The sequence below is a fragment of the Parabacteroides sp. APC149_11_2_Y6 genome (genome assembly GCF_054506995.1).
The window spans coordinates 951512-976468 of sequence record NZ_CP173709.1 but is presented as its reverse complement, the minus strand read 5'-3'; the positions used below and the strand labels follow the sequence as shown (position 1 = coordinate 976468).

Genomic DNA, 24957 nt, shown 5'->3' with positions numbered 1-24957 from the left:
ATTCTAATTCATATGAGTTTTAAGGGTTATTTTATCCTATTTATTTTGAAAGTGTCACAAGTAACGATATAACAGAGGCTAAAACCGACACAGCTGATAGCCATACCCCTACCGAATTATTTTGATTGATTCCACTTTGCCCGGATTTTGTTTTATTAGGTTCAACATATACGATGTCATTCTGTTGCAGATAATAGTAGGGGGACTCAAAAATATCTGACGAACGTAAATCATGATATTGGATAGTGCGTATGCCATCCTTTTCACGAATTACAGCAACCCTATCACGTTTCCCATAAATAGTCAAATCACCAGCCATACTTAATGCTTCCAACAGAGTAACGCGATCTCCCGTAATACTAAAACTCCCCGGATGCGTAACCTCACCAATTACTGATATTTTAAAATTAAGGAATTGGACTGTTACAATCGGATCTTTCAATAAATCACCTTTCACTAATTTATCCTTAATTAAATCTGTTAATTGCAAACGGGTTAATCCCGCAGCTTTTATCGAACCTAGAATAGGAAAATCAATATACCCATTTGCATCTACTAAATATCCTAATACACGATGTTGCCCTGATTGGCTACCAGGTGCACCCAATTGATACGTTACCATTGGCATATTAAAAGGTAGTGCTAATTCTGGCTCCCGACTATTTATCACGATAGAAAGCAAATCATCATTATGAATAATCACTTCATATTTCTGATCAATTTCCTGCTTTTTAAAAGGGTCCACATCTTGCAGGTATAGTACTTTTTTAGGAGAAGTACAGGCTGTTAATAAGACAGCCATGTACATAATTATAAATTTTAAGTTTTTCATTGTCAATAAAAAAATTATTAATCACCTCCCCCTCCGGAATGGTCTGTACGGGTAGGTCCATATTGGTATGTAATCTTAGCAGAAACTCCACTGTATGTCTTAACAGGCACCTCTAAACTTGAAGAAGAATTCTGAGCGGCAAGTTCGAATGCAATATTTTCAGTATGGACATCAGAAAGTAAAGTAAGCGTCATTTTTGTATCTCCGCTCACTTTAGCCTTTCCAAAAGAAATGGTAGACTGATGTACACCCGGAGTGCTACCCTTTGTTGAAGCTATCGCATGTTGAATTGTTGTTGCCAATGCAGTAATATCACTATCAGTCAAACTTGGAAATTTTGCTTTTAACAAAGCTTTCAAGTCTCCATTTATTTCCCAACCCATTTTTTGGGCACCTTTAATTTCAGACTCTTTAACCGCCATATTATTCAAATTATCTACAACTATTTCATCCAGGTTCTCTTCTGAAGTTCCTGAAGAGACAACTTGATGAGCCGGACCAAATGAATGGTTTGAAAAACTGTTCAGCTTTGTTGTATAAGCATTATCATTTGCATCATAAGATGCTGTTCCTGCTTGTTTCCACACCCCATTTTTTTCGATAAAATGAAGTACATCAACAAAATGAATAGCATTACTAGTCTGGTTTTTTACAGAGACTTGTACCGGTACGTCAAAAGATAGTCCATCTGGTTGACAATTTAGCATAGATAAACTAATATGGGTTGGCGATTTTTTAGCACCTCCTACAAACTCTGTAACAGTGACACCAGTAGCCTCTTTTACCGCACCTATAGGAAAAGTCAAAGAAGCAGGACTTGTCGTACCTCCTGTTATTACAACTTCTCTATCCGGATTAACAACCACAGGATCATTCGCTTTCGTCATAACCTGAGTCATCATAACACTACTACGTTTAGTCGCACTTGACGCAATTGTTGCATCTGCAGAAACCGGAATATAACCATTTTTTGAAAATTCAATAAGATGGTTTCCTTTCGTTTTTACATCCAATTTAAACTCTCCGTTGGCATCAGTCGTTGCCTCGACACCGGAAGTGCTTACTTTTACACCGCTTAAACCATTAGTACCATCATGTACATGCCCTACAATATAGTAAGCCACAGCATCTAATGGATTAGTTACAATTTCAGGTGTAGGTTCACTTTTTCTACAGGAAACACTTCCTATACTCATTGCAGCCAACATGCAAAAACACAATCCGGCTATCAACTTACTTTTCGCTTTCATTCTGTTTCAATTTAAATAATTATTTGATAATTAATAACACAACTAACACACTCACTTTTCCAACCGTTCCAAATTGGTTCGTATAAAATCCGGATTATAATAACTCCGGTTATGGTTTTCATCAGGACGGGTTTCAAATGTTCTTCCTAAACGCTTTTCATAATACCCCCCTGTCCGTGCCTGATATTCCCAATCAAAATATTCCGGCAGACGAACACGTATGGCACGCCTGTTACTTCTTTTCTTACGGGGCAACGGGATTGCAAAATTAAAACCACCATTCACCTGTCCACCTGCACACATTGCAAAAAGTCCAACAGAAACTTCCCCGAAATGACGTATACAATCCAGACGTACTCCATAATCTCCGTAAATAAAACGTAATGCACGCAGATTAAATTCCAACTGATAATAGGGTTCATTATACTGTACCAATACAGAACCATTTATCTTTTTCCATTGGGCGACTTCCCATTTTCCTCCATAGAAAGTTGATGAACCTGTCAGTCCTCCATTTAATCCGAAAGCCCAACGATCATTACTTAAGCGATAAAGTAACGATACATCCACTCCCATTCTGTCCGCATTAAAATTCCCAATACTAAATGATGCAAACAAATTATGAGGAAAACGTAGTTCTTGCCGTAATACCAACATACCAGGACGAATATAATCGTATTCACCTCCCATATTATTCCAAACAGGGAAGATTACCTGACCGGTAAAAGAAGCTCCTCTCCAAAGACAAACCTCCACAGCAGGGGCAATGTTCAACACTACTCCATACAATTTATCCAACCAAGAGTTATTCAAACTTACTTGAGGATAAAGAACAACATCTACTTTCCCTGTGGAACGGTTCATAGTTGGAGTTTCAACTAACATGCTCATATCTTCATCCGTATCATAACTGATTTTTAAAGAATTAACAAACTCCTTCCAATCAATCAAACCTTTTCGATAATCAAAAATAGCAGTTACTGACATACGGACATCTATTTGAGGAATACGATTTTCCAGAACAACAAGATGCACCGGAGTAATAATAGATTCATCACTAAGTAATTTATCGATTACGACTGCCAATCCACGATAAGTTCCACGATGTACCTTATCTTCATAAGCAATACGGAGAACATCCCCTTTCTCATTTACACGGACATTCTCCAATCCCATCTTTACCAAGCTATCCGCCACTGCCGAGATTCCAGATTGATTATTTGCTTTCGCACCAAAAGGGAACCCCCATACAAATATCAGAAAAGATGTAAATAAAAATACTTGACGCATCATCTCTTTATCAATTGGATTTCATAACGTATTCCTGCAGAGACCGTTTTAAAGTCATAGCAGAAAGCATGTAAGGATAAATGGTTAAACAACCGGGCCGCAACTCCAATATTCACCGCATCTGTAGTATCATACTCCATCATCATTGTTAGTGGCCTGAAAAAAACCGGGCTATAGCTAATCCCACCAAACACACCTTGCTTATAACTATTTTTACTAAAAGGTACATTAATACCAAACGTAATTCCGAGATCATGTCCGGATAGAAAAATATGTTTTGTAGCCACCCCATACACTGAGGAGAAAAAGCGGTTTTTTCCTACTTCACCAAACATATTCAACTGATTCGTTGTAAAAGCATCATTACTTCCTAAAACAATCGACGGCCACCACTTCGCCTCTTTTAAAAGACGTAAACGGACAGAAACAGAGCGATCTTGTTGCCATTTAGTTCCTGCTTTAAACTCGCCACGAAGCAATGTACAACGATATGCCACTTCCCAAAATGGGAGAAAAGTCATATTCACAAAATAATTTCCAGTGTTGTATCCCCACGAGGATGGCAACATCTGTTTGGGCAAATAATTTCCTCCACCCATAAATGTTCCGTCTGGCTGCATATCCGCCGAAGGAATATTTAAAAATCCGGTCGTACCCATTGAATACTGAGCTTTCAAAAACCCAGTAGGGAGTAACAAAAATATAATTATCCAAATACACAAAAAACGCATATAAACTTCAAAATACTTTCGATTCACTTCGTGTCCCAAGTCCGTAAACAAGCGGTTATATTTGCTCTGTAATCAATTATTCAAAACCGCATTTACCACTCTGCAAATATCATCATCAGTCAAAGTAGGCCCTGAAGGAAGACAAAGACCAATGTCAAACAAATGTTCGGAAGTACCGTCACCATAAAATGGCGCTTGGGAAAATACCGGCTGTAAATGCATCGGTTTCCAAAGAGGACGAGTCTCGATATCTTGTTCTGCTAAACGCTGACGAATATCTTCACGGGTACAACCTGCCTTATCCGGGTCGACAAGGATACAGGTCAGCCAATAGTTGGAATGATAATCAGCGGAAGGTGCCTGATGTACCGTTATACCCGGAGCTTTTCTCAATAGAGCTGCATATAACGCATGGATTTCCCGGCGGCGTTTGATGAATTGTTCCAATACGGTCATCTGTCCACGTCCGATGCCGGCACATATATTGCTCATCCGATAGTTGTAACCAACATGTTCATGCTGGTAATGCGGAGCATTCTCACGTGCCTGGGTTGCATAGAACATAGTCCGTTCAGCAGTTTCTTTTGTCCGGCAAACCAAAGCTCCACCTCCGGATGTCGTTATTATTTTGTTCCCGTTGAACGACAAAACTCCGAATTCACCGAAAATGCCACATTTACGCCCTTTATATTCGGAGCCTAAAGCTTCAGCAGCATCCTCCAATACCGGAATATTATAATATCTGGCTATCGCCATTATCTCATCCATTTTTGCAGGCATACCATATAAATGAACGAGAATAATTGCTTTTGGCAGTTTACCTGTTTTTTCCAACCGGTCTTTTATTGCCTCTTTCAACAGGATAGGGTTCATATTCCAGGTATCCGATTCACTGTCTACAAAAACTGGAGTTGCTCCCAAATACAAAATTGGATTTGCAGAAGCAGCAAATGTGAAAGACTGGCAAATCACATCATCGCCAGGCTTAACTCCTAACTGAATAAGTCCCAAATGAAGAGCTGCAGTTCCAGCCGAAAGTGCCACAACATGGCAACCGAGATTCTCTATTCCAGATTCATCACTCGTACTTAAATATTGTTCCAACAATTTTTCAAAGGCATCGACATTGGGTCCCAAAGGAACCACCCAATTCGTATCAAAGGCTTCTTTTATGAACTCTTGTTCACGACCGGACATATGGGCTAAAGAAAGGTAAATTCTTTTATTCATTTTCAATCATTTTTAGCTTAGAAATAAAGGAAACACACGCATGATATATTTATTCTTGATATCTTATAATCCTGGCAGGGACTCCTGCTACAACCGCTCTATCCGGAACGTCTTTTACAACAACAGCTCCTGCTCCAACAAGACAATCTTTACCTAATATATGTAAACCTGTCATAATCGTAGCACTAATACCAACATATGCACATTCACCAGTCGATATAGAAGCTCCGAAATTGACTCCCGTAGATAAAAATGTTCCTTTTGCCAAGTATGAATGATGGGCAAGATGTACTCCCATACTAATCATTACATAATCATCTATCTGAGTATAAGGCATAATAGTCGTACCTAATAGGATATAAACACCTTTTCCTATTTCAACATGAGGAGATAAAGCCACTGTCGGATGGATATAATTAGGAATTTCATATCCTAACTGTTCTGCACATTTCAAAAAATGAACACGCAAACGATTATTACCAATAGGACAATATACAGCCTCAAACATCCCTGTATTTCTCTGTTTTTCCAATAAATCTGTACCCCCAAGTACCGGTATACCCAAAACAAGCGTATTCCACAATTTTTCATTATCATCTAAAAAGCCGATAACATTCACACCCATATCATGGAGGTAAGCATAGTAAACCTGACCGTAAGTTCCTGCCCCAATAATAACACTTTTCATAATTAATTATATCCGTTAAATCGCTCTGCACCGACCCTGTCATCCGCATCTATATTATCTCGTTTCAGGACCTTCAGAATTGTCAAATAAATAATTTTCATATCCAACACCAAAGAAATATGGTTTACATACCAAACATCCAATTCAAACTTTTTAGCCCAAGATATGGCATTTCGCCCATTTACTTGTGCCCATCCAGTTATACCCGGACGTACTTCATGCCTCCTTGTCTGCTCTTTACTGTAAAGAGGCAAATAATCAGTTCTCAAAGGGCGAGGACCAATCAACGACATATCTCCTTTCAAGACGTTAAAAAGTTGAGGTAATTCATCAATCGATGTCTTGCGAATAAACAAACCTACAGGAGTCAGACGTTGCTCATTTGGTAACAAATTCCCATTTTCATCCAACTCATCCGTCATCGATTTAAACTTAATTACTTTAAAACTTATTCCATCCTTCCCCGGACGTTCTTGTGTAAAAAAAGCACCTGCTCCTTTATTGGCAAAATATAACCATATAGTTATCAGCAGCAACAAAGGGCAAATAACTAATAACACACAAAAAACAACGGAAAAATCTATGACACGTTTGAAGATATGTTTGTACATATGACTTTTTGGTATTCTTTTAATATTTCCTCCCACACTAAGCGTTGTTCGTAACGTGAGGTTATCATCTCTCTCGCATTAGCAGCCAACTGACTCACTTTTTCAGGACTCGATGCTAAATCTTTCATCGCAAAGAATAAAGCTTCTTCATCTTTTGGAGGTATTATCACCCCATTTTTATCTTGTATAATAATTTCATTACACCCATTAATATCGGTTACAATAGCAGGAACACCCATAGCGCCAGCCTGCATTACCACATTCGGGAAACCTTCCCGATAACTTGGAAAAACAAAAATATCGGATACTGCTAGAAAAGGGCGAATATCTGATTGATAACCTTCAAAGTTAATCGCAGGATGAGTCCGTATCAATTTTTCCGTTGCCGGTAATACCGGATCTAAACTGTTTTCGAGAACACCAATCAATACCAGCCGTATTTTACTATTTTCTTTATAGAGTCTGGCAAATGCATTTATTAATTCATTAATTCCTTTATCACGAACAACACGTCCAACAAAACAAAATGTGAAAACACTTGAATCCCGTTCCAATTTACCAAAAGACGAATCAACAGAAAAAAAGGATGTATTTATCCCATTCGAACTACCATTTGCTATCACTTTTAGTTTATCTGCTTTTGTTAAGCCATTATCAATAATAATCTGTTTCATAACAAAAGAATTCGGATAAACATGAGTTGCACAAGTATAAGTCAGCCTCTCGACAAAATTCAATAATTTCCTTTTTTTGCCAGTTGCAACCAATAAAGGAAGTCCGGCAACCGTATGCAATCTGCATGGAATTCCAACTATACGTGCAGCAAGCATTCCTAAAAGCCCGGCTTTAGGTGTGTGTGTGTGTACAATCTCGGGCTTTTCTTTTATAAACAACCATATTAAGGCAAACAATGCCTTTAAATCCGCAACAAGAGTAATTTTTCGTGTCATTCGAATACAGACACCTCTAACCTCTTGTTCTTTCAACATTTCGGCAAAACATTCACCATCGGACGAAACAGCCACTACATCATAGTATTGCTTCATAAAATGAAGCTGTCCTTTTAAAAGTGTTTTTAAAGATTGGGGAACAGTTGTTATACGAATCAATTTAAGCATATCTATTCATTTTTTTGACAAACAATTTTATAGACTTGTTCATAACCACTAACCGTAGCTTGAATATCATATTGAAAAGCCTGTTGTAAACAAGCATATGATTTCTTCCTATACACATCTTCATGTTCGGAGATCATCTGTATCTTATTTGCCAATTCGATATAATCACCTACTTCAAAAAGTAAATCTTTATCATTTACGACATCCCGCAATCCAGAAACATTTGTTGCCAAAACAGGTTTTCCTGCAGCCATACCTTCTACTGCCGCCAAACCGAAACCCTCATAATGAGAGGACATAACAACAATATCTGCAGACTTTAATATATTAGGTACTTTTGTAGATTGCAATAGAAAATGAACTCGTTCTTCTACGTTTAACTCAGTTGCCAAGGATTTGCAAATTTCCATCCTACTTCCAGCTCCTACAAATGACAAATGATAATTATCCGGCAACAAACTTAATGCACGTATTACCGTATCCTGATCTTTTTGCTTTCTAAAACTTGCTACCTGAACTATATGTTTACAATTCGGAAATAAAAAAGGGAAAGAGATTGCCTCTGCTTTAGATATTAAATCCACATCCACTCCATTATGTACAATTATAGCTGGAATCTGGGGTGATAAATGAAGTGTTAAGTTTTTATATACCCCCTCCGATATTGCAATTATACGTTCATATTGATTATATACAATTTTTTCTATCCACTTTAACCACCTATACTTCCTCCGGCCATTATCAGTACTATGTTCTGTATAAACAAGTGGTATTTTATTCCTATGAAACATATTTGAGAATGCGACCCAATATAAAGTTGGAAATAGATGAACATGTACTACACCATAACCTTTTATAAAAGGATATAATTTTACACAAAACAGTGGATTGTAATAATTCATCGTATCCGATATAGAATAAACTTTCACACCTTCTTTCTCTAATTGCCTACGAAAAGGAGTATCACTATCCCGAAGCACAAGAATATCAACTTCATGTCCCTTTTTAATTAATCGAGGTGATATATCTAATAATAATTTTTCTGCACCTCCTGTATTTAAAGAAGTAATAACTTGAAGTATTTTCATTTTCTAAGATCCCTACAATGAAGTAATAATCCAAAAGGAAGTAAAAAAACAGAAAATAAATTTATCTGCTTAATTTTATTCATAAAAGAATATGAAGAACAAAAAGAGAATCTCCAGTAATTCACATAAGATTTCAATTTTATTTTAAGCGGTATATTCATTCTCGAAAGTTCCGAATAATTAGACATTGCATAAGTTGGGCTTTTCATCCTGTTTTTTACAGAATAAAAAGAAAGTCCGTCTTCCAAATAATCACAAATATAAACTGATTCTTGAAAATATCTAAATTTATATTTTTGAGCAATACGATTCCATAATAAACTTTCAGCACAAAACCGTTCTCCTTCAAAATCCGGAAATGGATACTCTTTTAATACTTCTGTTTTTATAACTTCTGCCATATCTCCAGAATAATAATACTTATAACGAAAATCAAGAGAAGTACAATCTAATATACAAAAAGACTTATCACCTCCCACACTTGTGCCGTTCGGATAACATTTAAGCCCACACACACCTGCAAAAGAGTTATCATCTGCTATCATTATATAATGACTAAAAATTCTTTCCAATGAATTTTTAGGTAAATAATCATCACTATCTACAATAAAAAACAATTCACCTTTTGCCAATTGTACACCATAATTAATCGCACGATGTTTCCCACCATTATTTTGTCTAAAATATCTAATACATATTTTATTTTCTTCTATAAATAAAGAGATCAATTCTTCCAAATTATCAGAACTACCATCATCTACAATTAGCCATTCAAAATTCGAGAATGTTTGTTTACATAAACTATCATATAAGACAGTTAATATATAAGCACGATTATATACAGGAGTAAATACTGTTATCATATTCAATTTTTTAAAATAAAAGTCCGATAATGGACATTAGATCCATCATCTCTTACTGTTACATTTCGAAAATAAACAAATGAAAAATAAAGAGCGATAAAAAATATAAGCAACCACCTATTTTTCACAAGTTTATAGATAAGTATAGGAAATAATGTTAAATATCCAATCACAAAATACCAAATAAAGCGAACCACCCCAGCATCTCTCAATGTTAAATAGGAAAACACTATATAAAGAACTAACATATTATACATTATCACATACCTCGGACTCATTTGATATATTTTATCTCTATACTTCAATGCCATAAAAGCCATAAATGAAGTTTCAATAAAATAAGGTATATGAAAAACAGATTGTGCTTTTTCTGCATATCCATCCAACTTATCCATAGACATATATTGATTCACAAAAGACATTAATATTTTAATAAAAGGAGTGATACCCAAAAACAATGAAACAATAAATAATATCAATAATATTTTTTGAGAAAATCGCCATTTATAAATCAATAAAATTAAAGAAACTGTCAGAGCACTATAATGAATAGATGCAGCTATAAATAAAAATACAAGAAATACATATTTCTTATCCTTTTCCAAAAACTTCAAAGCAAACCAAATAATAGACATTGCAATAAACTGGCGTGTATATACAAATCCTACAATAAAGAATTTGGAGACAAAGATAAAAAATGAGAACAGCATAAAGGGATACCTATATAAGGTTGAATAGACAAATGAATACACCAATAATGCCACTATAAAGAAAAAGAAGTATGTATTATTATATAATGTTTTTATTATTGAATTAATAAATAAATATCCTGGTTCAAAATGAGCAAACAGTTTTGGATCATAAGTCTGTATATTCAATATAGAATTTAAAGTTGGTACAGAATCAAAAAAAGAAGCATATACAAAAACATCATACCCTCCCATCATATCTCTGAAACCCGTAAGAATAAATGCCAATAAACATCCACAAGTAAAATACAAATCATGCATTCCTGTATGTTTATAGCATACCCTACCTGAAAAAATACCAAGCTCATAACAAACCCCAAATATCAAGACTATAAGTAATAAAATATAAGGGAACATATATTACAACTTACTCTTTAGTAAAGATAAAGACTCTTTTGAGAATGTATCTAAAGAAATAGAAATATACATTTCCTTTATTTCTTCTGCATTATTAACAATATTAGTTAATCCAAATCGATCTTTTAAATCAATCAATCTAGACATCCTAATTTGATTTACATAATAAGCAACAAAAGGTTTATCAAATTTCAATGCAAACATAATAGCGTGAAAAGAATCCGTATACACAAAGGTGGAATTTGCAAACATATTCACCCATTCTGACGGATGTAAATCATAATACACTTCATTTGAGTACTCTGCAATAGAGCTTGTATTATTTGAAGGTATGATTATAGACTTAACAGGTATATCTCCAAATTTAGTTTTTATTTTTTTAAGAGCAGTATAATGCCCTCCCTTTATATCATCACCTAAAATATAAGTCAAGATATAAGGTGGAGTCTCTTTTAAACTTATAAACTCATCAAAATCATATAATAATGTAGGATCCGCAACAATCAATTCATTCTTGCCTGTAATATTTTTCACCAAATCCTGAGTTGTTTTATCTCGAATTGATATAAAGTCAAATTCCTTTAAATAATTCAACAATTCTTTTTTTCTTTTATCCAAGACAAACTTATGTGCAGAACAAGCAGCATATGCGATCTTCCTTCCTTTAAAGGCGGGTTCAAAATTTAAAAAGTAAATAGAATTTTTATCATACAATGAAGTCCAAACTTGATCACTACCTACAATTATAACATCAAATTCTCCACATATATTTCCTATAGTTTTCTCATTTACAGGTTCTGTTAAATTCAAATACTTTTCTCGAAAACTATCAAATTCATTTAAAATATTTTCCTTATAAATATCTAATGTATTTATATCCTTTTTCACAGAAGTAGTAAAATTCAAAAAACCGATAGAATACTTCAATAAGTCCAAAAAGTTATCAAACATTTTTATTTTTCTAACAAAACGATAATAAAAAGAAGAAGAAGGTTTATAATTAATTACTCTAACATCATATCCCCATTTTTTCAGCACATTACAGAGCGCATAACACTGCAATATACCACCATAATTATTTCCGAAATGAAATGTCAATATTCCTACTACCATGTTTTTTTTATTATTCTTTATTTTATCCGAATATATATCTTTTTAATCAAAGAATAAAATTGCTGTTTAAGCGTTTTATTTAACAAGCATTTTACATTATCAATTACACCATACCTATCTATTCTATCAAAAAATATATATCTTTTTTTATCTATACTTGCATTTCTTATAATAGAAGGATTTACAATCTTTGCTATTCGATAATCAGAGACCCATAAGTTCATATTATCACAAATTAATTGCAAATATGAATTACCTTTACTATTATTTACCAATAATAAAGAAAGTCCTTTGTTATCATTTTTTATTTCAGGATGCCATCTATCAACAGTCCAAAAGTCAGCAATAGTTAAATCGCTCCCACTTTTTAGTTCCCTTACCGGGCAACTATAACAAACCGGACGTAAATATAAATTTGCCAAAAAACCTCGCAAGAAGATATTTTTTTTTAAAGACTCTGAGAAAAGTATTTTTAGGGAAACCTCATCTTTAACAGGAACAGAGAAAGTAATAGAAAAACTATATTTCTTCCATCCGAATTTCTTATTTCTAAACTCTATCTGTGATATATTCCGTATTAAATATTCTATATCAGAAGAACACGAAATAACTTTTTTTCCAATATTCTGACGAACGAGTAATTCTTCCAAATATTTCCGCCACACCATAGGACTAGGAATTCCATGACAAATAAAGTCTATAGTCAATAAATCTTCATACTCTTTTCGAAGAAATGCTTTTAAACCTGCAACTTGACAAGGAGTTCCACTAAACAAGACTTTACGTTTTGTTTTTAAAAAAGTTTCGACTTGCACATAAGTTTCTCCAATATAGCTCTGTACATATTTAGAACCACGGAAAGCAGCCAAACCTTCTATTGTTTCTGTAAAAGCATGTATTACTTCCCAATTTGTATTAAACTTAGCACCAAAAACTACCCCTCCTTCTGATATAACTTGTTCTGCTAATAATGTAAAAACGCCACCGGATGAACTTTCTGAACGTATTATTTCATCTTTATTTTTAGCTGCATATACAAATAAAGGTTCTCTCTCCTCTTTCTGATGAATGATAGGACATACTTTTTCACAAATACCACAATCTACACATGCTATATAATCTATCAAAGGATATAAGAAACCTTCCTTATCTTCCTGCATTCTTATACAAGATTGAGGACATTTCTGTACACAAGAATTACATCCACAGCAATCTTTATTATCTTTAATTTCAATCATAAACCGACTTTTGACATTATATTTTTCATTGGTGTAACAAATAAGTTTTTCTCATATTTATTCATACTTATAAACCAAAACAAAGGGATATAAACGACACCAAATAATAACATATATAACATCAATATACCAACCGTATTAATATTTATATTATATAAAAACACATAGAAAATACCACCCACTAACAAAGGAACAAATGACATTTTACATATCTCTCTCCAAAAAGAAATTATATCTATAAAAACTTTTTTATAATAATAAATATTCATCACCACTATTTGTCCCATGAAAAGAGCAAAAGATGTACCTATAGCGCAACCAATCCCTCCATAAAGCTTAGCAAGTGGAATTGATATAAATAAACTGCACAACGCTATTAAGACATAAAGACTTGAACGAAATTTCATTTGATTTCTAGCTTGCAATATTGTAATCCCTATATTTTGTATTAATGGAACAGTCAGAGGTATAAAAAAACAAAGGGCAATCCAATAAGCATCCTCATAATCACTGCCTGCCCATAAATGGATAAAAGGTTTTCCAAATAAAATAAAACCAGTTAATATAAATGCCATTACAATATATTGTATTCTACCTGTACGAATAAATAGATTTGAGATATTATTTTTATTATTATCATGTGTTACCATAGCTGTTACTTTGGGCAAAAATACGCCTGATATTGCACAAGAAAACGCCATATATATCTGTTGTAACTGAATAGCTACAGCAAAAACTGCAACAGCAACAGCACCCGAATAAATACCTAATATAAATTGACCAGTATTCCAATAAATTCGATCCATAATAGCACTAAGAAATATCCAAAACGAATAAACTGATATTTCTTTAAAAAAATGCCACTCTATTTTTTTAAAATAAACACGTATTTTCAATTTCTTCTTACAATACCACCAATTTATCAACAAAGTCAATATATTAAATATTGTTGTCACAACAACCATCCCTATAGCCCGATATCCTACATACAACATAATTATCATAACTAAAGGATTCAATATTATACGAACAATATTCACCAGCTTTTGAAAAACAAAATTTTCATATGCTGAAATTATCGAGCCCCATATACTCATCGGAAATGTAAATGCCAGATTAAATATCATTAAAAGCATCATTATCCGTATTTTATATAATTCGGAAGGATCCATTGTTGCATCAAACAGATAATCAACATTAAAATATAAACCAAGTCCTATTAAAAATGCAATAACTCCAATAACGCTATATAATAAAAAAAACATCCCAAACATTTCATATTGTTCCTGTATTTTTCCTTCAGCCCTGAATTTTGCTGTATATCTAATTATTGCATTTCCAAAGCCTAAATCCAATACAGTTAAATATGCAATAACTGACGCTACAAGAGAATAAAGCCCATACTCAGTTTGCCCCATCATACGCAACATAAATGGAGTATAGAGTAATCCTACTATATTATTCAGACCTATTGATACATAAGACAAAAAAGCTCCGGCTTTAAGTTGGTTCAATGCCATCCAATATAAAATAAAAGTTATAATCTACCGTCTATAAAACTCTTGTTCAAACAATTTTTAACATCAAAAACAACATTATCAGATTTCAATAGGTCTGAAATATCCAATACCTGAAATTCCTTATGAGCAACTGCCAGTATAACAGCATCAAATTTACATTTTGGCAACTCATTTTTTATCTCAACATTATATTCATGATAAGCAATGTTTATACTTGCCCAAGGATCATAAACAGTGATATTTACTCCATATTCTTTCAACGCTTTATAAATATCTATTACTTTCGTATTACGCACATCTGGACAATTTTCTTTAAAGGTAAAACCCAATATCAAAACATTAGCTTCCAATACTTGGATTCCCTTCTTTAGCATTAGCTTAATCACCTCATTCGCTACATACTCTCCCATTCCGTCATTCATACGGCGTCCAGCTAATATAATTTCCGGATTATACCCATAACGTTGCGCACATTGTGCCAGATAATAGGGATCTACGCCTATACAATGCCCTCCGACTAATCCAGGCTTAAACGGGAGAAAATTCCACTTTGTAGAAGCTGCTTCTAACACATCTTGAGTATCAATACCTAACCGATTAAAGATTTTGGATAATTCATTTACAAAAGCAATATTGATATCGCGCTGAGAATTTTCAATAACTTTTGCAGCTTCAGCCACTTTTATAGAAGGAGCCAAATGTGTTCCTGCAATTATAACAGAAGCATAAACCAAGTCTATTATCTTTCCTACTTCTGGAGTTGAACCAGACGTAACTTTCTTTATTCTTTCTACTGTATGTTCTTTATCACCAGGATTTATCCGCTCCGGTGAATAACCTGCAAAAAAATCTTTATTAAACTTTAAACCTGAGACTTTTTCTACAACCGGAATGCATTCATCTTCCGTAACACCAGGATAAACAGTTGATTCGTAAACAACGATATCATCTTTGCTAATCACTTTACCTACAGTTGTACTTGCAGCATATAAAGGAGTTAAGTCCGGATTATTATTAACATCAACCGGAGTAGGTACTGCTATGACATAAAAATTACAATCACGGATATCTTCAACATTGGCTGTACAAAGAAAACCATTAGCCAATGCTTCCTGTAGCAATTCGTCCGAGACTTCAAGTGTGGCATCATGTCCCAACATTAAAGCATCGACACGAGTCTGATTCATATCAAAACCTACAGTCTTATACTTTGTGGAAAATAAACGAGCAAGAGGTAACCCTACATATCCCAAGCCGATTACAGCGATTTTTACTTCTGTTTTCATTGATTAATTCATTAGTTAAATATTTTCCCAATACCATTTCACAGCTTCTTGCAAGCCTTGTTTCATATTAAATTGAGGAGTATAATTTAAAAGTGTTTTTGCTTTATCTACACAAGCCAAAGAGTGTGGTATATCTCCTACTCTGTTTGGTCCATGAATAATATCTATTCCTGCAATAGATGGATCATATTCACTCAAATACTCCCTTAAATAACCGATCAACTGATTTAAAGTAGTCCGCTCTCCATAAGCCGTATTATATATTTGATTCACAGCTTCCGAATTATCTGTAGTAAGAGCCAATAGATTCATTTGAATGACATTATCAATATAAGTGAAATCCCGACTGTATAGACCATCACCATTAATAACCGGACTTTCATGCTTCATTAGTTGTTTTACAAACAGAGGTATTACTGCTGCATAAGCACCAAAAGGATCTTGACGACGGCCGAAAACATTGAAATATCGTAATCCTATATACTCCAATCCATAAGTCCTAGAAAAAACATCCGCATACAATTCATTCACATATTTAGTAATCGCATAAGGTGATAAAGGTTTACCTATTACCTCTTCTACTTTCGGCAAAGATTGACAGTCTCCATAAGTAGAAGAACTAGCCGCAAAAACAAAACGTTTCACTCCTGCATCACGGGAAGCGACTAACATATTCAAAAAACCTCCGACATTTACATCATTAGTTGTTATCGGGTCTTTAATAGAACGCGGAACCGAACCTAATGCGGCTTCATGTAATACATATTCCATTCCTTCCACCGACTTTTGGCAATCTTCCAGCTTCCGTATATCACCGACCGTCAATTCAAAAACTCCCGAATATTGTTCTAATAACGGCAATAGATTTTCAATTTTACCAGTCACAAAATTATCTAAACACCTTACTGTGTGCCCTTGTCTCAACAAGACTTCACATAAATTGGAACCGATAAAGCCGGCTCCCCCAGTTACTAACACTTTCATTTTACGCTACAACTATTTTATTATTGTCAAGTTCCTCGTATTCCGAATTCTTACTCTTAAATTCAGGAACAAGTTTTTTCATCATCTTTACTGTCTCAATCTTATCTACTTTTACAGCCAATAGAATCAAATCAGTAACAGTTTTTTTAATTTCAGTAAAATCATATTCACGTACTTTGGCACGAAAGATTTTTTCATTCTCTGTCAGAATCGTATTTTCTTTCACAGCCAATAATTCTTCATACAATTTCTCTCCTGGTCGAAGTCCCGTATATTTTATCTCAATATCCCTATCAGGAACAAGACCTGCAAGTTCAATCATCCGATGAGCCAGATCTGCAATCTTTACAGGTGTTCCCATATCGAATACAAATATTTCATCTCCTTTTCCCATAAAAGCCGCTTCCAAAACCAAACGACACGCTTCTGGTATTGTCATAAAATAGCGGATTATATCCGGATGAGTAACAGTTAAAGGTCCTCCTTTTTCCATTTGCTCCCGGAAACGGGGAATAACAGACCCATTGCTTCCCAGCACATTTCCAAAGCGAGTTGTAATAAAACGTGTTTTACCTGGAAAGATTCCTTTATTGATTGCAATACTCAAACTTTGTGTATAAATTTCAGCCAAACGTTTCGAAGCCCCCATCACATTTGTAGGATTAACGGCCTTATCTGTTGAAATCATAATAAATTTTTCCACACCATATTTTACAGACATATCTGCTATATTACAGGTCCCATAAACATTTGTATGAACTGCCTCACATGGATTTTCTTCCATCAAAGGAACATGTTTATAAGCTGCAGCATGGAATACTATTTGAGGATAGTAACGTTTAAAAGCACTTTCTACACGTGAAGGCATACGTACGTCTCCCATTACAGGAGTAAATAGTACATCTGGATACTTTTCTTCCAATTCTAAACGAATATTATGCATCGGGGTTTCGGCACTATCAAATAAAATAAGATGCTCCAAGCCAAATGCACACAACTGCCGACATAGCTCACTACCTATTGAACCGGCTGCACCCGTAACCATCACAGTCTTACCTCTCAAAGATGTTGCTATTTCAGACATATTGATTTGAATTTCATCACGACCTAACAAATCTTCAATACGAACTTCGTGAAGATTTCGAAGGACAGCTTTACCTTTTTCCAACTCATCAATAGAGGGAAGGACCAACATGCGTACCTTCTTCTTCTCGCAATAACGGACTAGCCGCTCACTTTCTGCCTTTACATCCTGGTAGTTAGTAAATAAAATAGCTCTTATATTCTTCCGGTTTACCAAGCGGTTGAATTCCACCTGTTCCATGATTGAATAAACTTTGTATTTACCGATTCTCAAAGATGTGCGCGTACCAATATTAAGAAAACCTTTCATCCGGTATATTTTTTGGTCCGGCATAGATATTTCATTCAATAATGATGTTGGAGAATCTGTTCCAAATATTAAAAATCTTCCCCGATAGGAAGTAATACTATAAACAATAAAAGAATGGATTGTAATTAAAACTACACGTAGGAGAGTAAGAATAAAAAATGTAAGGAAGAGATCGGTTAGCCCACCTAAAATAAGAGTTTTCAATGACAAGCCTGTCGTTATAACAGAAGCAAGAGGAACAATAAGAGAGACTTTTAATAAAGAAGCAATAGCAATGCGCCCTGCCTCTGTAAAAGACGAGTGACGAATAATCCCTTTGTATGTTTGAAGCGAGAAAAAACTAATAATGCTACAACATACAGAAGAGATTAAAATTATCCATGAAATTTGATTTGTTATTACTGCTATTGAAAGGTAGTTTACAAGAGCTAACGCAATCAAGGTTGAAGTAAGGGAAAAGAACAAATCAATTAAAAACACTAACCAACGGCTAAAATATTTCCTTTTTAACACACAGGTTATCAAATCATTGGTTTTCATCTAGTTAATTTATTTTACACCTATACAAATATTCGTCACTCCCAAAGGGAATAACTTCTGAAAGCTTTGAATTACTTAAGGTTTTGTTCCTATAAAGGGTTAGAAAAAACACATTATATATGGTTTATTCATGATGCAAATATAGAACAATATTAGTAATTACCAAAACAATAACACCTCCTATATAGTTAATATAAACTCATGGACATAAATCTACATACCAAAAGCAACAGCAAGCACACTATTTTATTATTTTGCATAAAAACAACAATACATATCCATTTATTAATCTCATTTATAAACAACATAAACAGTAACAATATTCACAAACTAATTAATATTCAAAGCATGCATAACAATATTTAATAAAATTAATCCAGCAGACTTATTATAATTATGTAATTTATGAAATACAAATCCTAATTTCAAATTTCGTTATTTTTAAGTAATGATTTTCTTTCAAATGAATATAAAATAATCATACAGCAAGAAATATTTTTCATCAAAACAACTCCATGCATACCTTAATATTCAAAATTTATATAAAAAAACACCTATGCTTTTCCAAGAGTTTAAAAATATCACTTACCAACTTTATACCTAATATAATCTCAAAATAACAGAAATCTACTATAATTTTTACATATCAGTTTTTTCCATGGGAGATACAATACATGGAACTTTTTCCATGACCCTTAATAAATCCTTAAATGACACTTTAGATTAAAAAGTATAACTTTTAGAGCCAAACAAATCAGAAATCGTATCTTTGCTTCCTCCAAATCTATACAATTGCTACTATGAATCGAGAAAAATTAAAAGGACACATATTAATTTTGATCACAAACATTTTGTTTGCTGTTAATATGCCAATTTCCAAATACTTACTACCCACGCATGTGCCACCTGAAGGGCTTACCATTATGCGTATGCTTTTTGCTTGTGTCATGTTTTGGATGGTTTCTTTATTTACAGCAAAAGAAAAAGTCCCCTTAAAAGATTTAGGCATGCTTTTTATCTGTGCTTTATGTGGAGTCGGAATCAACCAGGGACTTTTTATAGTAGGATTGAACCGGACTTCACCGGTTGATGCTTCTATTATTGCCACTTCCGTTCCTATTTTTGTCATGTTATTAGCCGCATTGATATTAAAAGAACCTATTACCAGAAAAAAATCATTCGGTGTATTCCTGGGTGCAAGCGGAGGAGTCATCCTTGTTTTGTCTTCCACACATACAGTCCAGACAAGCAGCAGTCTGGATGGGGATCTTATGATAATTGTCAGCGGATTAATGTACGCCATCTATCTGGTGCTATCCAAACCTCTGACCTTGAAATATTCATCTATTACCATGATGAAATGGATGTTTCTTTTTACTTCACTGACATTATTCCCGATCACTTATCAACATATCCTCGACGCTCCCGTTTTCCATCAGATAGAATGGAACTGGACGGCGCTTTCAGCTTTGTTCTATGTTCTTTTCGGAGCAACATTCCTTCCTTATTTACTCATCCCCATGTCATTAAAACGGATACGCCCTACCACCGTCAGCATGTATAATTATATACAACCCATTATAGCATCCCTGATTGCAGTAATGATCGGGCAGGATACATTTTCTTTACAAAAAATAGTATCCGCAGTCCTTGTTTTTGTGGGAGTATACCTGGTAACACAAAGTAAGAGCCGGGAAGATCTGGAGAAAGAAAGAACAGATGTAGATTAAGTTAAGCTGTATCCTATCAAAAACTTTTGTATAATTTGTTTGTTTTAGGACTATAAAATTGTACAAAACTAAATCTATGGATACAACAACTGGCCTATCCAACAAAAAAACGTCAAACAAAAGCCTGATATGGCTAATTATCGTATTAACATGCGCTATTATTGCAGCAGTCCTCTGGTGGTGGAACTACCGGAAATATATTTCAACGGACGATGCCAATCTGGATAGCTTTCGGATAAGCGTTGCCTCCCGTGTAATGGCTCCCCTGTTAAAGTTATATGCCTGGGAAGGTGATACTGTAAAAGCAGGTATGCTACTGGCAGAACTGGACAGTACAAATATCGTTGCACAACTTCAAGAAACCATTGCACAACGCGAACAACTCTCTGCCTCCCTCAAATTGAATAAAGAAAACCTGCGAACTGCCACAGACAACCTGAAACTGGCGGAAATAGCATTCGAACAGGCAGGATTAAACTATCAACGTGCAAAGACTCAATATAAAGGGGATGCTATTTCGCAGGAAACATTTCAAAATATGGAAGAAGCTTATAAAAGCAATCAAATAAAAGTAAGTGTCGCTAAAAATCAGATTAATGTAGTCAAAGCCCAAATTGCCTCAACCGAAGCTGCGATCAATGCAGCAAGTGCATCCATTGAGTCGGTCCGTGTTACCTTAGACTACTATCGGATTACAGCACCGGCAGATGGAGTCATAGCCAAACGTTGGTCACTACCCGGCGATATTGTCCAATCCGGACAAACCCTCTTTACGATTAACGAAGGCAAAGATATATGGGTTGCCGTATACTTGGAAGAAACCAAATTCAATAGCATATACCTGGGACAACCCACAACCTTTACATTAGATGCTTATCCGGATTTAACTTTCTCCGGAAAAATATTTTATATCGGTTCGAATACAGCTTCGGAATTTTCACTCATTCCACCCAACAATGCCTCAGGAAACTACACAAAAGTAGCACAACGTGTCCCTTTAAAAGTATCGATAGACCATATCTCCGGAAAATCCGGAGAGAAAGTAAAGCCTAAATTAGTTTCAGGTATGTCTGCCACTGTCAAAATCATAAAAGAAAAAGAATGAGTTCCTCTGCCGACATACAGAAAGGAAGCTATAAATGGCTGGTATTAGGAAATATCATGATTGGTACCTTTATGGCAGTTCTCGACTCGACCGTTGTAAACACAGGTTTACCGGCTATTATGGGAACGCTCGGTGCCAGTATTAATACAGCTGAATGGGTATTAACCGGGTATATGCTGGCTATTGCAAGTATCCTTCCGGCAGCAGCATGGCTTGCCGACCGCTTCGGTTACAAACGGATTTATTTCCTGTCGCTGTTATTGTTTACTTTCGGTTCTTTCATGTGTGGAAATTCTGTCTCTATCGAAGAACTGATTTTCTGGAGGGTGATAGAAGGTTTCGGGTGCGGTGCCATCATGCCGGTAGGCATGGCTATTGTCAGTAATGTTTTTCCCCCGCAACAACGGGGTATGGCATTGGGATTTTGGGCAATCGCTTCTGCCGCTTCCGTTTCTTTCGGACCGTCTATCGGTGGGTACCTGGTAGATAATCTGAATTGGAACTATATCTTTTATGTAAACGTACCAGTAGGAGCTATTGCTCTGTTCATTACTGCTATTTTACAAAAAGAATATAAGGCGGAAACACCACCGCCTTTTGATGTTCCGGGATTTATTACCTCCGGTATCTTTCTGCCCCTCTTTATGTATGGGCTCTCTGAAGTTAATTCATCCACCAATACACAAGGCTGGAACAGTCCGGTTGTATTAGGTTCCATGTGGATTTCAGCCGTTGTTTTCATCCTCTTTATCTATTTTGAACTGACAGTAAAATATCCATTAATAAATCTCAGAGTGTTTAAAGACAGGAACTTCGCCTTGTCTAACCTAATGATATTTATTTTCGGTATCGGTATGTTCGGGAGTACTTTCCTTATACCGCTTTACCTACAGAATAACTTAGGATATTCTGCGTTTCAGGCGGGAATGTTCTTTATTCCGGTCGGTATTATCCAGGGGTTCTGTTCTCCCACAGCGGGAGCCTTAGGACAAAAAATCAATCCTAAAATATTAATTGCAGCCGGTCTTATCCTGATGGCTGTCAGTTTCTATCTAAACTTTTTCCTGTCTTTCCTGACAGAGAAATGGTATATCATGATGAGCCTGTACCTACGGGGCATAGGGATGGGAATCCTGTTTACCCCTTTATTAACATTATCACTTGCCAACATCAAAAGCGATATGATGGCACAGGCATCCAGCATTACCAACATTATCCGGCAGATGGGAGGTAGCTTTGGAGTGGCAATTTTCAGCCATATCCTGACACAACGTACTGGTTACCATACCCAACGTTACAGTGAAGCATTAAACTACACCGGAGAAGTATATCAGCAAACCGTCGAAAACTTAAGCCTTTTTGCCCGGCAAACAGCAGGTGCAACAGCACAGACAGCCCAAACGCTTGCCGAGCAAATGATTGTCAAACGCCTTGACCTGGAAGCCTATATCGGAGGGATTAACGATGATTTCTTTATTGCATTCATCGTTACCCTGCTTTGCCTGTTACCTATTATATGGCTTCACCGGGTAAAACAAATAAAGAAAGTCAAATAAAAAACATCATATAAAATGTCAAAGCCTTTATACATTATAATATTATTCTTATGCCTGTCGTATCAGACTCCGGCACAAGTAAAAGACACCCTGACACTGGATGCCACTATCCAGCGGGTTATGACTACTTATCCCACAGTTAAGCAAGCAGAAGAAGCAGTAAAAAGTGCTGGCTACAATATAAAAATGGCACGGGCAGCCCTACTTCCCATTTTAAACGCATCCGCCTCTTATACACGTATCGAGCCGGTAGCAACGGTACATTTTGATGAGATGGACTTATCATTCAGCCCTAAAAATAATTATGACGCAGGTATCTCACTCCGCCAACTCATCTATGACTTTGGCAAGAACCGTCCCAAAATAGAAGCAGCCAAAGAAAAAGAAACACTCTCCCGACTGCAACAAACAGAACTATTCCAGTCTTTGGCATTAAATACCATACAATTATATTATATGAACTGCTTTACCCGACAAGCAATTTTAATCAAACATCAGGAACTAAAAGATTACGAAGAGATGCTGCGCCAAGCAGAAATCCGGGTTAAATCCGGTTCGGCAACTTCCTTCGATCTATTAAATACACAAGTCAGTCAAGCATCAATCCATACCCAATTGACGGAATTAAGCAGTAATCTACATACATTACAAACACAATTATCCGTCCTGGCCGATACCTTAATCACAGAGACTATGCCTTTAAACGAATACTTTGAAATAAAAAGCAATTTAACCTCCTTGGATAATTTACTTACTATAGCTTATACCTCACGTCCGGAGTTACAAATTGCAGACAAACAATTAGCCATCGCCAAACTGGAAGAAAGTGCCGCCCGCCGAGCTTATAACCCATCTCTCGATTTAGCCGCTTCCGCCGGAGCAAAAAACGGTTATCCGATACATATAGACCGGATGAAACTGAATTATGAAGCAGGCGTTACCCTTTCCATTCCTTTATATGAAGGAGGACGGCGCAAACAAAGCACATCCCTCGCCCACTCCGCCTACAATTCCGCTTTATACCAGAAAGATCTGGTTGAAAGACAAGTCCGCCAACAGGTTAGCGAGAACTATTATACGCTGCAATCCAACTATGAACAGATAAAACAGCTTACCGAACAAGTCGCCCTAGCAGAAAAAGCATACGCACAAGCCAAGGTAAATTACAAAGCAGGAAGCATCACAAACCTCGAACTACTAACCAGTTCGACAAATTTTTCAAGCAGTAAACTGCAACTGCTACAGTCACGCATCAATTACCTGGTAAATTATTACAAATTGCAAGTAAGCACAGGAATCCAAATCTGGTAAGATTTTATTTATCTTTTCATTATACACATGCCCTCTTGCTGCAAGATTACACTTTTTGCTATCATTTTTCAACTTTCAATCAAAAAAATGCTTGCATCTGAAAAATATTGTGTAATATTGCTGCCGTAAAAACAAACAGAAGAAAATTCTGCAAATGACTATTATTTGTGTTACATATTACACATGGGCATTGATGACCCCTTGGGGGGTTAATATTTGCAAATAAACAACTGTGGCGACCAGGTCCCACTTTGTGGCAATCATCGTATTGCATTCATTTCCTTATTCACAATCAGATTTATATAATAGTAAAATACGGACAACCGTCAATCAGGCGTGGCTTGTATTTTTATCCTTTACAATGCTCCATTGCT

21 protein-coding genes are annotated in these 24957 nt (G+C 35.4%); 4 read left to right on the top strand and 17 right to left on the bottom strand.

Features of this window, described 5'->3' with window-relative positions:
* Positions 1 to 40: 40 nt before the first annotated feature.
* The 17 genes from ACGE0T_RS03990 to ACGE0T_RS03910 all read right to left on the bottom strand — a co-directional run bounded on the left by ACGE0T_RS03990 (position 41) and on the right by ACGE0T_RS03910 (position 18881).
* The gene (locus tag ACGE0T_RS03990) at positions 41 to 832 is read right to left on the bottom strand and encodes a polysaccharide biosynthesis/export family protein (RefSeq protein ID WP_459189248.1); all 792 of its coding nucleotides are present in this window, start codon (positions 830 to 832) and stop codon (positions 41 to 43) included.
* Between the two features lie 17 nt (positions 833 to 849).
* On the bottom strand, positions 850 to 2082 hold the full coding sequence (locus tag ACGE0T_RS03985) for a peptidase associated/transthyretin-like domain-containing protein (protein ID WP_459189247.1): 1233 nt from the start codon (positions 2080 to 2082) through the stop codon (positions 850 to 852).
* Positions 2083 to 2133: 51 nt separating this feature from the next.
* Positions 2134 to 3375 carry a YjbH domain-containing protein gene (locus ACGE0T_RS03980; RefSeq protein ID WP_459189246.1) on the bottom strand — a complete coding sequence of 414 codons (1242 nt, stop codon included), beginning with the start codon at positions 3373 to 3375 and terminating at the stop codon, positions 2134 to 2136.
* Positions 3372 to 4103, bottom strand: a complete 732-nt coding sequence (locus ACGE0T_RS03975; RefSeq protein ID WP_459190414.1) for a YjbH domain-containing protein — start codon at positions 4101 to 4103, stop codon at positions 3372 to 3374. Before ACGE0T_RS03975 ends, ACGE0T_RS03980 begins: the two co-directional genes overlap by 4 nt.
* A 72-nt stretch (positions 4104 to 4175) precedes the next feature.
* On the bottom strand, positions 4176 to 5333 hold the full coding sequence (locus ACGE0T_RS03970; protein ID WP_459189245.1) for a DegT/DnrJ/EryC1/StrS family aminotransferase: 1158 nt from the start codon (positions 5331 to 5333) through the stop codon (positions 4176 to 4178).
* A 49-nt stretch (positions 5334 to 5382) separates the two neighbouring features.
* A complete protein-coding gene (locus tag ACGE0T_RS03965; RefSeq protein ID WP_459189244.1) occupies positions 5383 to 6021 on the bottom strand; it encodes an acetyltransferase in 639 nt (212 codons plus the stop codon).
* A gap of 2 nt (positions 6022 to 6023) precedes the next feature.
* Positions 6024 to 6632 (bottom strand): sugar transferase, encoded by a 609-nt coding sequence (locus tag ACGE0T_RS03960; RefSeq protein ID WP_459189243.1) that lies wholly within the window; start codon positions 6630 to 6632, stop codon positions 6024 to 6026.
* Positions 6602 to 7750, bottom strand: a complete 1149-nt coding sequence (locus tag ACGE0T_RS03955; RefSeq protein WP_459189242.1) for a glycosyltransferase family 4 protein — start codon at positions 7748 to 7750, stop codon at positions 6602 to 6604. Before ACGE0T_RS03955 ends, ACGE0T_RS03960 begins: the two co-directional genes overlap by 31 nt.
* Before the next feature lie 2 nt (positions 7751 to 7752).
* Positions 7753 to 8838 carry a glycosyltransferase gene (locus ACGE0T_RS03950; RefSeq protein WP_459189241.1) on the bottom strand — a complete coding sequence of 362 codons (1086 nt, stop codon included), beginning with the start codon at positions 8836 to 8838 and terminating at the stop codon, positions 7753 to 7755.
* Positions 8835 to 9701, bottom strand: coding sequence for a glycosyltransferase family 2 protein (locus tag ACGE0T_RS03945; protein ID WP_459189240.1), 867 nt, complete (start codon positions 9699 to 9701; stop codon positions 8835 to 8837). Before ACGE0T_RS03945 ends, ACGE0T_RS03950 begins: the two co-directional genes overlap by 4 nt.
* Positions 9702 to 9703: 2 nt before the next feature.
* A complete protein-coding gene (locus tag ACGE0T_RS03940) occupies positions 9704 to 10807 on the bottom strand; it encodes an EpsG family protein (protein WP_459189239.1) in 1104 nt (367 codons plus the stop codon).
* Between the two features lie 3 nt (positions 10808 to 10810).
* Entirely contained in the window at positions 10811 to 11920 is a 1110-nt protein-coding gene (locus ACGE0T_RS03935; RefSeq protein WP_459189238.1) for a polysaccharide pyruvyl transferase family protein, read from the bottom strand.
* Positions 11921 to 11937: 17 nt separating this feature from the next.
* Positions 11938 to 13158 (bottom strand): Coenzyme F420 hydrogenase/dehydrogenase, beta subunit C-terminal domain, encoded by a 1221-nt coding sequence (locus tag ACGE0T_RS03930; RefSeq protein ID WP_459189237.1) that lies wholly within the window; start codon positions 13156 to 13158, stop codon positions 11938 to 11940.
* Entirely contained in the window at positions 13155 to 14678 is a 1524-nt protein-coding gene (locus tag ACGE0T_RS03925) for an oligosaccharide flippase family protein (protein ID WP_459189236.1), read from the bottom strand. Before ACGE0T_RS03925 ends, ACGE0T_RS03930 begins: the two co-directional genes overlap by 4 nt.
* A gap of 17 nt (positions 14679 to 14695) precedes the next feature.
* Positions 14696 to 15964, bottom strand: coding sequence for a nucleotide sugar dehydrogenase (locus tag ACGE0T_RS03920; protein WP_459189235.1), 1269 nt, complete (start codon positions 15962 to 15964; stop codon positions 14696 to 14698).
* A gap of 15 nt (positions 15965 to 15979) precedes the next feature.
* Positions 15980 to 16948 (bottom strand): SDR family oxidoreductase, encoded by a 969-nt coding sequence (locus ACGE0T_RS03915; RefSeq protein WP_459189234.1) that lies wholly within the window; start codon positions 16946 to 16948, stop codon positions 15980 to 15982.
* Position 16949: 1 nt separating this feature from the next.
* Positions 16950 to 18881, bottom strand: coding sequence for a UDP-N-acetylglucosamine 4,6-dehydratase family protein (locus tag ACGE0T_RS03910; RefSeq protein ID WP_459189233.1), 1932 nt, complete (start codon positions 18879 to 18881; stop codon positions 16950 to 16952).
* Positions 18882 to 19681: 800 nt separating this feature from the next.
* On the opposite strand from ACGE0T_RS03910, the gene ACGE0T_RS03905 reads away from it, so the two are divergent.
* The 4 genes from ACGE0T_RS03905 (at position 19682) to ACGE0T_RS03890 (ending at position 24583) form a co-directional block, all read left to right on the top strand.
* Positions 19682 to 20611: a DMT family transporter gene (locus ACGE0T_RS03905; RefSeq protein ID WP_459189232.1), complete on the top strand. Its 930-nt coding sequence runs from the start codon at positions 19682 to 19684 to the stop codon at positions 20609 to 20611.
* Between the two features lie 76 nt (positions 20612 to 20687).
* Positions 20688 to 21716 (top strand): HlyD family secretion protein, encoded by a 1029-nt coding sequence (locus tag ACGE0T_RS03900; RefSeq protein ID WP_459189231.1) that lies wholly within the window; start codon positions 20688 to 20690, stop codon positions 21714 to 21716.
* Positions 21713 to 23272 (top strand): DHA2 family efflux MFS transporter permease subunit, encoded by a 1560-nt coding sequence (locus ACGE0T_RS03895; RefSeq protein ID WP_459189230.1) that lies wholly within the window; start codon positions 21713 to 21715, stop codon positions 23270 to 23272. Before ACGE0T_RS03900 ends, ACGE0T_RS03895 begins: the two co-directional genes overlap by 4 nt.
* Before the next feature lie 15 nt (positions 23273 to 23287).
* The gene (locus ACGE0T_RS03890; RefSeq protein ID WP_459189229.1) at positions 23288 to 24583 is read left to right on the top strand and encodes a TolC family protein; all 1296 of its coding nucleotides are present in this window, start codon (positions 23288 to 23290) and stop codon (positions 24581 to 24583) included.
* The last annotated feature ends 374 nt before the right edge of the window (positions 24584 to 24957 follow it).

Coding starts and splice junctions, on each gene's coding strand:
- ACGE0T_RS03990 (WP_459189248.1), bottom strand. CDS start 832: ATGAAAAACTTAAAATTTATAATTATGTACATGGCTGTCTTATTAACA.
- ACGE0T_RS03985 (WP_459189247.1), bottom strand. CDS start 2,082: ATGAAAGCGAAAAGTAAGTTGATAGCCGGATTGTGTTTTTGCATGTTG.
- ACGE0T_RS03980 (WP_459189246.1), bottom strand. CDS start 3,375: ATGATGCGTCAAGTATTTTTATTTACATCTTTTCTGATATTTGTATGG.
- ACGE0T_RS03975 (WP_459190414.1), bottom strand. CDS start 4,103: ATGCGTTTTTTGTGTATTTGGATAATTATATTTTTGTTACTCCCTACT.
- ACGE0T_RS03970 (WP_459189245.1), bottom strand. CDS start 5,333: ATGAATAAAAGAATTTACCTTTCTTTAGCCCATATGTCCGGTCGTGAA.
- ACGE0T_RS03965 (WP_459189244.1), bottom strand. CDS start 6,021: ATGAAAAGTGTTATTATTGGGGCAGGAACTTACGGTCAGGTTTACTAT.
- ACGE0T_RS03960 (WP_459189243.1), bottom strand. CDS start 6,632: ATGTACAAACATATCTTCAAACGTGTCATAGATTTTTCCGTTGTTTTT.
- ACGE0T_RS03955 (WP_459189242.1), bottom strand. CDS start 7,750: ATGCTTAAATTGATTCGTATAACAACTGTTCCCCAATCTTTAAAAACA.
- ACGE0T_RS03950 (WP_459189241.1), bottom strand. CDS start 8,838: ATGAAAATACTTCAAGTTATTACTTCTTTAAATACAGGAGGTGCAGAA.
- ACGE0T_RS03945 (WP_459189240.1), bottom strand. CDS start 9,701: ATGATAACAGTATTTACTCCTGTATATAATCGTGCTTATATATTAACT.
- ACGE0T_RS03940 (WP_459189239.1), bottom strand. CDS start 10,807: ATGTTCCCTTATATTTTATTACTTATAGTCTTGATATTTGGGGTTTGT.
- ACGE0T_RS03935 (WP_459189238.1), bottom strand. CDS start 11,920: ATGGTAGTAGGAATATTGACATTTCATTTCGGAAATAATTATGGTGGT.
- ACGE0T_RS03930 (WP_459189237.1), bottom strand. CDS start 13,158: ATGATTGAAATTAAAGATAATAAAGATTGCTGTGGATGTAATTCTTGT.
- ACGE0T_RS03925 (WP_459189236.1), bottom strand. CDS start 14,678: ATGGCATTGAACCAACTTAAAGCCGGAGCTTTTTTGTCTTATGTATCA.
- ACGE0T_RS03920 (WP_459189235.1), bottom strand. CDS start 15,964: ATGAAAACAGAAGTAAAAATCGCTGTAATCGGCTTGGGATATGTAGGG.
- ACGE0T_RS03915 (WP_459189234.1), bottom strand. CDS start 16,948: ATGAAAGTGTTAGTAACTGGGGGAGCCGGCTTTATCGGTTCCAATTTA.
- ACGE0T_RS03910 (WP_459189233.1), bottom strand. CDS start 18,881: ATGAAAACCAATGATTTGATAACCTGTGTGTTAAAAAGGAAATATTTT.
- ACGE0T_RS03905 (WP_459189232.1), top strand. CDS start 19,682: ATGAATCGAGAAAAATTAAAAGGACACATATTAATTTTGATCACAAAC.
- ACGE0T_RS03900 (WP_459189231.1), top strand. CDS start 20,688: ATGGATACAACAACTGGCCTATCCAACAAAAAAACGTCAAACAAAAGC.
- ACGE0T_RS03895 (WP_459189230.1), top strand. CDS start 21,713: ATGAGTTCCTCTGCCGACATACAGAAAGGAAGCTATAAATGGCTGGTA.
- ACGE0T_RS03890 (WP_459189229.1), top strand. CDS start 23,288: ATGTCAAAGCCTTTATACATTATAATATTATTCTTATGCCTGTCGTAT.